General features: G+C 65.8%; 8 protein-coding genes and 1 CRISPR repeat array. Of the genes, 5 read left to right on the forward strand and 3 right to left on the reverse strand.

The window, feature by feature from the left end:
• Positions 1-112: 112 nt before the first annotated feature.
• Positions 113-961 carry a DUF2092 domain-containing protein gene (locus DXK32_RS27565; protein WP_114861428.1) on the reverse strand — a complete coding sequence of 283 codons (849 nt, stop codon included), beginning with the start codon at positions 959-961 and terminating at the stop codon, positions 113-115.
• A gap of 481 nt (positions 962-1,442) precedes the next feature.
• On the opposite strand from DXK32_RS27565, the gene DXK32_RS27570 reads away from it, so the two are divergent.
• From DXK32_RS27570 to DXK32_RS27580, 3 genes are all read left to right on the forward strand, one after another.
• The gene (locus DXK32_RS27570) at positions 1,443-2,066 is read left to right on the forward strand and encodes a hypothetical protein (protein ID WP_162801374.1); all 624 of its coding nucleotides are present in this window, start codon (positions 1,443-1,445) and stop codon (positions 2,064-2,066) included.
• 132 nt (positions 2,067-2,198) lie between these two features.
• Complete coding sequence (locus tag DXK32_RS27575; RefSeq protein ID WP_114861430.1) at positions 2,199-4,112, forward strand: esterase/lipase family protein; 1,914 nt, start codon at positions 2,199-2,201, stop codon at positions 4,110-4,112.
• Between the two features lie 25 nt (positions 4,113-4,137).
• On the forward strand, positions 4,138-5,565 hold the full coding sequence (locus DXK32_RS27580; protein WP_162801375.1) for a hypothetical protein: 1,428 nt from the start codon (positions 4,138-4,140) through the stop codon (positions 5,563-5,565).
• A gap of 20 nt (positions 5,566-5,585) precedes the next feature.
• Here DXK32_RS27580 and ppk2 read toward each other — a convergent pair whose 3' ends face one another.
• Positions 5,586-6,416 carry a polyphosphate kinase 2 gene (gene ppk2, locus DXK32_RS27585; protein WP_114861438.1) on the reverse strand — a complete coding sequence of 277 codons (831 nt, stop codon included), beginning with the start codon at positions 6,414-6,416 and terminating at the stop codon, positions 5,586-5,588.
• Between the two features lie 89 nt (positions 6,417-6,505).
• The gene (locus tag DXK32_RS27590) at positions 6,506-6,757 is read right to left on the reverse strand and encodes a hypothetical protein (protein ID WP_114861432.1); all 252 of its coding nucleotides are present in this window, start codon (positions 6,755-6,757) and stop codon (positions 6,506-6,508) included.
• 503 nt (positions 6,758-7,260) lie between these two features.
• On the opposite strand from DXK32_RS27590, the gene DXK32_RS27595 reads away from it, so the two are divergent.
• Complete coding sequence (locus DXK32_RS27595; protein WP_162801376.1) at positions 7,261-9,138, forward strand: tetratricopeptide repeat protein; 1,878 nt, start codon at positions 7,261-7,263, stop codon at positions 9,136-9,138.
• A gap of 15 nt (positions 9,139-9,153) precedes the next feature.
• On the forward strand, positions 9,154-9,561 hold the full coding sequence (locus tag DXK32_RS27600; protein WP_114861434.1) for an EF-hand domain-containing protein: 408 nt from the start codon (positions 9,154-9,156) through the stop codon (positions 9,559-9,561).
• A 50-nt stretch (positions 9,562-9,611) separates the two neighbouring features.
• Positions 9,612-10,240: direct repeats of the CRISPR family, unit length 32 nt; unit sequence GTTTCAATCCACGCCCCCGCACGGAAGGCGAC.
• Positions 10,241-10,312: the final 72 nt, after the last annotated feature.

Genomic DNA, 10,312 nt, shown 5'->3' on the forward strand with positions numbered 1-10,312 from the left:
CCACCGCGACCACCGCCGCGGGCATAGGCATCCGCAACCGATCCGGCCACCAGCAACAGGGATGCGGCGATGGAAAAGATAATCCGTGACGATTGCCGTGGCGACGACCTGTTCATTTCGGCGCTCCTTCCGAACCACCGGCCGCGTTGCGGCGGACACGGATCATGACCGGAATGCGTTCCGCGCCGTCGGGAGGATGGAAGGCGAGCTGCGCCGGCTGGACGTCCGGATTGAGGTTCCAATCGGAGAAGTCGGCCCGGTATTGCGGCTCGCCTTCGTCACCCTTGTAGGTGATGGTCACGCGCTCGGGCAGCGGCGGGCCTTCGGTGGCGATCCAGATCTGGAAGTCGACATCCTCGGTGCGCCCCGCTAAGTGATCGGTCGGCACCGCCGTGAGCATGTCCCGCTCCACATAGTCGAGCGTCTGAAGGCGTTGCTCCAGCTCATCCGGCAGCGTGCTGACCAGCAGCAGCGCCAGCGGCAGCCGCACCTGAAGATCCTGGACCAGATAGCGCACGGCGTCGTCGATGGTGCCGGCCCGTTCGATCTGGGCGTAGACGTTCTCGTCCGCGTTGAACACGGAGATCGCCTTGCCGTCGAACGTCACCAGCGACCGTTTCCCGTCGCTCTCCTGCGCTTCGACCCGCAGCCCGTCGGGACGGTTCAGGGTGAGGGCGCGTCGCTCGCCGAACGTGATCTTCTCCCCCGTGTCCTGAACCACGTCGTAACTGGCCCGGATGGTCACGGTAAAGCGCTGGGCCTGGGCGAGCGTGTCGGCCATGCGCGTCAGGACGGTCATCGCCTCGTCGTCGATCGGCGAGTCTTCCGGCTCGTCCTGCTCGACCGCTTGCGGCGGGCTGTCGGACGGCGGCGCCTCGGCCCCGAAGACCGGCCCGGCCAGGGCGAAAACGCAGAGCGCCGGGCACAGCGCCGACCGTATCAGCCACCTGGGTCCGTTCATCGACATCCCTCCTGCCCCGCCACCTGCCCCGGACGCCGCGCCGACGGCGTTGATGAAAGGCCTGGAGTCATTGAGCCGCGTGGAGCGGAGCCATTGAAAGTAGCAGCCACGGTCGATGCAGGCCGCTACGGTAACGCTGTCCCGAATTGCCGGTACGCCCGGAGTCGGCCGAGGCCCTGTTGGGCGGAACACGGTGAGTGCGCCAAGTACGCTACCGTAACATCCATTACGGTAACCGAGACCGCGAAAGCCGTCCGATGCTTAAGCTCTTCACCGGGCCAGGTGTGTTCTGAACAGTCGGCCCGACGGCAGGGATCAGCGAAAGCCAAGCTACCGTAGAATACTCGTCAAAGACCGCGTCCCAGGCTACAGGACTTGGCGGTGGACAACAACGCACCACACCGAACGGTCCCAGGCCCGCAGTCCAACTTTGCACTTCGAAGACGGCGCTGGAGTGTGCCGGGCAAAACAGGAGGACAGCATGAAGCGTCGTGCAACCTTGCCAACGGCCACCGTAACCGCAGTGGGCATCCTCTGCGGCGCGCTCTTGGCCCCGGCCATCGCTCCGCATCCGGCGGCGGCGCAGAGCAGACCCGTTCTGACGAACGTCATTCCGGAAAGTGCCGCCGTCACGCTCCACGCGAAAATCACGGCCATCGACGCGGCCAAGCGGAAAGTCACGTTGAACGGACGATCGGGCACGCCGGTCACCGTCATGGCCGGGCCCGCGGTGCGCTTGGAGATGCTGAAGGTCGGAGACACCGTCGACGCGCAGTTCTACCGCTCCGTGGCCTTCATGGTGTCCCAACCCGGTGCGCCCGTGCCCGAGGACGAGATCCAGCAGACGGTCGCGCGCTCGGTCGAGGCGCCGGGCGGCATCGGCGTGCAGGTGACACGGCTCAGCGGGCTGGTCGTCGGGATCGACCTCGGAGCGAACAGCATCGACCTCGTCAATCCCAACGGCGGCGAGGTCTACACCGTCAACGTGACGGACCCCGCCCGTCAGGCGAAGCTTCCCTCGCTGAAGGTCGGCGACACGATCACCGCCGTCGTCAGCGAAGCCCTCGCGGTGTCGATCGAGCCGGCGCGCAAGAACTGGTTCTGAACGGCGGTCGCCACGAACGCAGTTGAAGAGTTTGCGCGGAAAGCACGGGCGGAGGGCATGGGAGTGCACGCAAGCCATGATGCCCGGCCGGTGGCAACGGGCGGCGCAGGAGGCGACGCAGGAGGCTGCGGGATGAGGCGCCCGCCCCTTCCGGGGGGCTTCGCCGTCGCGGTCCTGCTGGTCTGGACGCTTCTTGCCGGGGGATGCGCGACGGCGGTCAGCGTCGAACGCGTGGACCACGGCACCGTCCACCAGCAGCTCACGCACAACGTCCTGTCGGCGCACGCGCTCAGCGATCCGACCCACAATGTGCTGCGCCGGTGGTCCCTGACGGACCGCTTCCTGACGCAGCCGGAGAACGCCATGGCCGACCTCCGCGCGCTGGTCACGCAGGGGCATGGCGGCGCCGACGAGGTCTTCGCCTTGGCCGAGATGTCGTTCCTGCACGCCGAGGAGCGGGGAGGGCCGCCCTATTATCTGGCGTCCGCCCTCTACGCCTACGCGTTTCTCTTTCCGGGAGGACTGGACCAGCCGCCCAGCCCCTACGATCCCCGGTTCCGGCTGGCCACCGACCTGTACAACCGTGGCCTGACCTCCGGGCTGGCGACGGAGGACCGAACCGGCATTGCCATTCGGGAGGCCCGCCACCCGCTGCCGTTCGGTGAGTTGGACGTGGCCTTCGATTCTCGGGAGCTGGTGTGGGGCGGGCGCCAGCTGACCGGTTTCTTCCCGGTCGCCGAGTTGCAGGTCCATGGCCTCGACAACCGTTATCGCCAACCCGGCATCGGTGCCCCCTTGGCCGCCGGGACCACGCAGGGCACCCTGGCGAAGGGCTTCCAGGTCGCCCCACGCGTCAAGACGCCCGTGACCGCGCTGCTGCGCATCCCCGATCCCCGGCGCCAGATCACGGGCGGGCAGGTGCGCGCGCAGCTCGAACTCTACCCATCGTCCGAAACCGAAGCGGTGCTGATCGACCGCCAACCCGTGCCGCTGGAGGTCGAGCACACCGCCACGCTGGCCTACATGCTGGACGGCATGCCGGTCTGGGAATTCGAGTTCGGCGGCTTCCTGCGCGGCGGCCTGCTGGACAAGATGCCGTCCCGCCTCGTCGCGCTGGAACCATACCGGTCCGGCCGCATCCCCGTCGTCTTCGTTCACGGGACGGCATCGAGCCCGGTGCGCTGGGCCGAGATGCTGAACGATCTGAGAAGCGATCCGCGCATCCGCGACCGCTTCCAGTTCTGGTTCTTCAGCTACGAGACGGGCAATCCCGTTCCCTATTCCGCCCTGCTGTTGCGCGATGCTCTGCAGGAGGCGGTGTCCACCCTGGACCCGTCCGGGCGGGAACCGGCGCTGCGCGAGATGGTCGTGATCGGGCACAGCCAGGGTGGCCTGCTGACCAAGATGACGGCGGTGGACACGGGTCCCCGACTGTGGAACGCGGCGTTCCGCAAGCCACCGGACCAGCTTCAGCTCGACCCGGAAACGCGCGACCTGCTGACACGCGCCCTGTTCGTGCAGCCGGTTCCGTCGGTCAAGCGCCTCGTCTTCATCGCCACGCCGCACGGCGGCAGCTATGTCGCCGGCAACCGGATCAGCCAGTTCGTCGCAAGTCTGGTGCGGCTGCCGGGACGCCTCCTGAGGGTGAGTTCGGAAATCGGCAAGCTGGACGACGCCAGCACCACGCTTGCCGGACAGACGGGGTTTGGCAGCGTACACGCCATGACCCCCGGCAGCCTGCTGGTCCAGACCCTGGCGCGCACGCCCATCGCCGCGGGCGTCAAGGCGCACTCGATCATCGCGGTGCGCGGCGACGGGCCGGTCGAAACCGGCGACGATGGTGTCGTGGAGTACAAGAGCGCCCACATCGACGGAGTTGAATCCGAGTATATCGTGCGTTCCGGTCACTCGACGCAATCCGATCCGCGCACGATCGAAGAGGTGCGCCGCATCCTTCTCCTTCATTGGGACGAGTCCTGCACGAAACGCACCGCGTGCGGACCACCGACCGCCGACACCCCGCGCGTCGCGAGCCGAACCCGATGACGATGGCCCCCATGATGGGCTTGGCGTGATGGGCCTGGGCCGCGCCGTTTCCGCTCTCATCCTGTCCGGCATCTTGCTGTGCTCCGTGCCTCTGCGGGCGGACGAGGCGCCATGGCTGCCCGTCTCACAGGTCATGTCCGAGCTGGCCCGGAACCCGGATTTCGTGGAAGCCCTGTACCGGCGCCTGGGGCGCGATCCGAAGGCGGGCGGCATTCTGGGGCCGGATGAGATCAAGCGGCTGCGCGAGATGATCCTCGGCAAGGATTTCGAAGGACTGGACCGGTTTCCCGGGCTGACGGTGCAGGGAATGGGCCGGTCCGTGCGGCTTGCCGGAGCTATGCTGGACCAGTCCGGCGACGATGGCTTCCCACCGCAGCCCGCGATGGTCGAGGCGGCGGTCGAGGCGGCGGTCGATGAAGGGCTGGGCATTCCCGCGGTCGGAACCCCTCCGGCACCGGATGCCTATCTGCGCCCGCTGGGCTTTGGGCTGGAAGCCGGCGACCGCGTCGATCCCGCGCTGGCCGAGCGCTACGCCGATGGCCGGCGTTTGGCCGAACTGCTCAACCGCCTCTCCCTGAACGCGGCGGGCGGCGGGGGACGCCACCGGGTCGTCCTTGACGGCCGGACGTTGGACACCCCCCGCGCCTTGATGGAAACGCTGGCGCTGGGCGGCCACGACGTGGAGGTCCGCGATTCGCGTTATTTCGCCAATTTCGGCGACCTGATCTACCATGGCCGCGACGTCCTGACGCCGTTCTGGATCGACACCCGACTGCCGGTTCCCGGGACGGACCGCAACCTTCTGGTTCCGGTCAGCCATTCCCAGCACGAACTCGTCGTCCGTGGCCCTGTGGTCAACGCGGATCTGTCCTTCTATTTCGGAATCGACGGCCAGGCCGTGTTCCGCCCGAGTGTCACGCGCGATCAGGCCTGGGTGATGGGCAGGGTTGCGCACCGCTACCGTGGGGAGGAGGCGATGGAGGTGATCCGCCTCGCCGGTGTCATCGTACGCGCCTACGACGCGATCAAGCGGCGCCATCCGGAGCTTCCGTTCGGCGGCTATTACGCGCTGGGCGTCTGCAACGACGTGAACGCGATGATCGAACTGCGCATGCGGGGCGAGACGACCCTGTTCCCACTGACGCTCGATCCGCAATTCTTCACGGACGAGGGCGAGGTCGGCCGGCTTGCCGAGAGCCTGCCGTTGGACAGCCGGTGGCGGGCGGTGGCGGACCCGCGGCGCATTCTGGGGTCCCTCCCTGTGGAGGATCTCGCCGCGCTCCCCCTACCCTCGCTGCGGGAGGACTTGGAGAAGGTCCGCGCGGCGTTGGAGAGTGGTCGCCTTCCACGGCCGGGTGTCGGCGACATTTCCCTTCTGGGTGCCGTGGCGGCCGGGCTTCTCGTCGCCGGCCTGTGGTCCGTTCATCTGTGGTTTGTTCGGCGGCGGCGCTGACCGAGGATCACCAGTCGGCCTCACTCCGTGGGCCATTGCCGCTCCGGAATGACCTTCATCGGGTAGCTGGGGTTCTCGTAGCCGTCCGGGTCCTGGCGCTTGGGCAGCTTCACGGTTTCCCTGGGCAGCTCTTTGTAGGGAATGTGGTCGAGCATGTGGCGGATGATGTTCAGGCGCGCCCGCCTCTTGTCGTCCGACCGCGCAACGAACCACGGAGCCCAGGAGGTGTCGGTCTCCGCAAACATATCGTCACGGGCGCGCGAATAGTCGTACCAGTGACCGTAGGACTTCAAATCCATCGGCGACAGCTTCCAGACCTTCCGCCCATCGTTGATCCGTGCTTCAAGGCGGCGCGTCTGCTCTTTCGGGCTGACTTCGAGCCAGTATTTCAGCAGAACCACCCCGGACTCGATGATCGCCTTCTCCACGCTCGGGACGGCGTCGAGAAACCGCTTCGCCTGCTCCTCGGTGCAGAAGCCCATCACCCGCTCGACCCCGGCGCGGTTGTACCAACTCCGGTCGAAGATGACGACTTCCCCGGCAGCCGGCAGATGCGGAATGTAGCGCTGAATGTACATCTGCGACTTCTCGCGCTCGGTCGGTGTCGGCAAGGCGACGACGCGGAACACGCGTGGACTCACGCGCTCCGTGATGGCCTTGATGGTTCCGCCCTTGCCGGCGGTGTCGCGCCCTTCGAAGACGATACAGACCTTCACGCCTTTGTGAACAACCCATTGTTGCAGCTTCACCAGTTCGACATGAAGCTCCGCAAGCGCACTCTCGTAGTCCCGCCGCTTGAGCTTTGGTTGCGCGCACTCGATGCGATGGGTGGCCTTCAGCTTTTTTGCCATGCTCATCATCCTCGCGGACGGGTGTTCAGTGTGATCCGTAATGGGACTGACGTTTCATTGAGAGACTCCGCAGCAGGCTCAGCGGATGGTCATACACCATCGATCCGGTTCTGGAGTTCGAGAAGGATTTCCTGTTCGAGGTCCGCGATGAGATCACGACACGCGGCGGTGCGTTTTGAGCGTCGTCCGCTGTTCGACGCTTCCCATCCGAGCAAAATCTCGACGGCTTCTCCGTAGTCCTCACAGAGGCTACGAAAGAACCGATTGTCGGCGCTGTGTTGTTTGATCATCCCCTCCAAGTCCGGGAATCGCTCCACGACGTGCCGCAGCTTGTCCGACATGGGCTGGTCTCCCCGGTTCTGGAAGAACGCCGGGGTGCCTGCCTTATTCCGGGCTTTGCCCCTGGACAACCTGCACCGGATTGCCCGCTGACTTGAAGGGTGAAACGGTTGGCTTTGATACCGTAACAGGTAAACAGAACGGATTCGCATGCTACACGAAAAGGTAATGGGGTATGATTCCGAACGAAGTAATGTAGCCAGGGTATGTGCGTGAAGCGTCTATACCGTCAGTAAGTGTTCTAGCCGCCATTTCTTCGGACTAGTATGTGAACCGACCTCGTACGGCGCATATTTCTGCAATGATCGCGCACACCGTTCATGCACAAAAACTTTTTTGCATTCGAATGAATTTTCCCGATGTTTTGTCATGCGCCTGGTGTCCATGACGTCTACAACTTCCAGCGCTTGGCTGGTGTAGGCCGTCCCGGCATGGACCGCATGGTGTAGCAACCGCTTGCCTTGTCGGCCGGCTGCCGGATGGACTTAACGGAAGGAGGGCGCTCGTGCTTCACGCCTCCGACGAACCACGGATCACTGATTTGCCCGCATCCTCCATCACGGCCCCGGTCATCGATGCCGCGCTGGCGCGCGTGCTGGCCAGCCGCAGCCTGCGTGGCTCCGCCCGTGGCCGCCGCTTTCTGCAGTTCATCGTGCAGGAGGCTCTGGCCGGGCGCGCCAATCGCATCAAGGCCTACACCATCGCCATGGATGTGTTTGACCGCGACGCCAGCTTTGACCCGCTGCTCGACCCGGTGGTCCGCATCCAGGCCGGCCGTCTTCGCCGCGCCCTGGAGCATTATTACCTGACGGAAGGTGCCGCCGACCCGCTTCGCATCGCCATTCCCAAGGGCGGCTACATCCCCCAGTTCTCCCTGGTGCCGGTCGCGGCCGGGACCGACCTTCCGGACGAGGCTTCCGGTCCGGCATCGGTGCCGACCCGTGAAAGGCTGACCCTGCCTCGCGTGCCACCGATCCTCGGACGCCACATCGACCGTCCGTTCCGCTGGCTGGCCGTCGCGGCCACAGTCATGCTTCTGGCCGTGGTCGGTCTGGGGCTCTTCGCCGGGTGGCGCGGCATCGCTCCCGACCCGTCGAAGGACGCCTTGGAGCGCGCCATGGCACCGGCCGCGCCGCAACGAGCGGTGCGGGGTCCGGCCCTGTTGGTTCTGCCCTTCACCAACGGGTCCGGCGATCCAGCTCTCGACCTCGTCGCCGACGGCATCACCGAGGATCTCGTCGCGGCGCTCGTCCGCTTCGACGATTTTCTGGTCTTCGGCGCCGATACCAGTTTCCGTTACGCTTCGGCGCCGGCCCTGCGCGAGGCCGTGCCGAACACCCGTGTCGACTACATACTGAAGGGCAGCGTCGCTCAGACCGGCGATTTCATCCAAGTCACGGCCACGCTGATCGCGGCGAAGGATCATCGCTACCTGTGGTCGGACAGTTTCCGTCGCGCCGTCACGCCGACCAGGCTGTTGGATCTGCGGCACGATATCGCCGTTCAGGTCGTCCGTACCCTGGCGCAGTCGGACGGCGTGATCGAGCGCGAGGAAGCGCGGTTGAACGGCCAGCATGCGCCACAGGATCTGTCGTCCTACGCCTGCCTTCTGCGCACCCGTCAATATTGGCGCCAGTTCAGCGTCGCCCTCCATGCCGAGGTGCGGGATTGTCTCGAACGGACGACCAGGAGCGACCCAGGCTACCCGGAGGCCTGGGCGGCGCTCGCCATGGTCACCGTCGACGAAGCCCGGCTCGGCTTCAACCCCAGTCCGGCCCGCCCCAACCCGATCGATGACGGGCTGCAGTTGGCCGAACGCGCGGTGGCGCTGGCCCCGGACAGCGCGTTGTCGCATCAGGCGCTTGGGCTTGCCTGGTGGCTGCGCCGAGAGCCGCAACGCAGCATCGCCGCCTATGAACGGGCGCTTGCGCTCAACCCGAACGACAGCGCGATCCTCGCCGACCTCGGGCGCTGCTACAGCCTGACCGGCGAGTGGGAGCGCGGGATTCCGCTGATCCGCGAAGCCTTCACGCGCAACCCGGCGCAGCCGAGCTGGTACCGCATCGTGATCGCCGCCTATCATTACGTGAATGGCCGCTATGACGACGCGCTCGAGGAGATGCGGCGGGCCAACCTCGGGCGGGAGATCATTCTCGGCCACGTCGCGCTGGCGATGATACACGGCCAGACCGGAAACCGGGCCGAGGCGGCGAAGGCGGTTTCCGAAATCCTTCGGCTCGACCCGAACTTCCCGCTCAAGGCGATCCCCGAATTCGAACGACGCAACATCCACCCGGACATCATCGTCCGGATCGTTGACGGCTTGCGCAAAGCCGGACTTGCCATTCCACCGCCGCAGATGGCCGACGGGGAAAAGCTCTGAAAGGGGAGATCGGCCATGGCCGCGAAGGCACGAGGGGCGTTCCCGTTGATTGTGGCTCTGGCGGCGCTCACGCATATGGCGGGGACCGCTGCGGCGGCTTCCGTGGAGACTTCACGCGACGCCCGGATCTTCGAACTTCTCGACGACGATCAAAACGGCAACGTCTCCATGATGGAGTTCAAGAACAACCAAATGCTGGTGTTCTACATTCTGGATCGCAACAAGGACCTCGCCTTAACCGTCGACGAAACATTTTTGCCGGCCGACGTGTTCGCGAGCATCGCAGGAACCGGCGGGAAAATAGACACTCTTGAGTTTCTCGATATCGTCGATTCGGCCTTCAAACAGGCCGACACCAATCAGGACGGGCTCCTTGAGCGGCAGGAATTTGTGACGCTGCTCAATCGTGTCCGGAACCGGTGAGTGGGTTGGCGGGGCGGAGACAGGCGCACGTTGCCGGGCAGATCGTCCCCGTTTCAATCCACACCCTCGCCCGGAGGGCGGCCATGTCCTTCCTCCTTCGGGGTGTTTGCACGGCTGTTTCAATCCACGCCCCCGCACGGAGGGCGACTATCCGGTGATACCGAAGAGGGGTGGTGTGAGGAGTTTCAATCCACGCCCCCGCACGGAGGGCGACGACCGAGCCCGTCCTGCCGCCCGACGTCGACGCCGTTTCAATCCACGCCCCCGCACGGAGGGCGACGTGGCCTGCGCCTCGGTACCGTATGCCCGCATGGTGTTTCAATCCACGCCCCCGCACGGAGGGCGACCGAGGAGCTTCTGGCAATGGCCAACCGGTCACTCGTTTCAATCCACGCCCCCGCACGGAAGGCGACGTACTTGCCCGAGCCGGCCGCGACGGTGATCGTGTTTCAATCCACGCCCCCGCACGGAAGGCGACACCGGACGCGGCTGTAGGGACCGCGGCACTCGATGTTTCAATCCACGCCCCCGCACGGAAGGCGACGCTGTAGGACACGCCCGCCACCAGCATGTCGACGTCGTTTCAATCCACGCCCCCGCACGGAAGGCGACTGGTGGCCGTGCCGACGGTGATCATGCCCAGTAGGGTTTCAATCCACGCCCCCGCACGGAAGGCGACGGGGCCTGAGGGGCCAGACGGTCGTGTCCCGAGGCGTGGTGTAGGAGCCGGGGCGCTCATCTGGTCACCGGC

It is taken from the genome of Azospirillum brasilense (genome assembly GCF_003349955.1).
GTDB classification, from domain to species: domain Bacteria; phylum Pseudomonadota; class Alphaproteobacteria; order Azospirillales; family Azospirillaceae; genus Azospirillum; species Azospirillum brasilense_B.

Excerpts from the sequence above, each read along its gene's own strand:
- DXK32_RS27565 (WP_114861428.1), bottom strand. The coding sequence starts at position 961 with ATGAACGGACCCAGGTGGCTGATACGGTCGGCGCTGTGCCCGGCGCTC.
- DXK32_RS27570 (WP_162801374.1), top strand. The coding sequence starts at position 1,443 with ATGAAGCGTCGTGCAACCTTGCCAACGGCCACCGTAACCGCAGTGGGC.
- DXK32_RS27575 (WP_114861430.1), top strand. The coding sequence starts at position 2,199 with ATGAGGCGCCCGCCCCTTCCGGGGGGCTTCGCCGTCGCGGTCCTGCTG.
- ppk2 (WP_114861438.1), bottom strand. The coding sequence starts at position 6,416 with ATGGCAAAAAAGCTGAAGGCCACCCATCGCATCGAGTGCGCGCAACCA.
- DXK32_RS27590 (WP_114861432.1), bottom strand. The coding sequence starts at position 6,757 with ATGTCGGACAAGCTGCGGCACGTCGTGGAGCGATTCCCGGACTTGGAG.
- DXK32_RS27600 (WP_114861434.1), top strand. The coding sequence starts at position 9,154 with ATGGCCGCGAAGGCACGAGGGGCGTTCCCGTTGATTGTGGCTCTGGCG.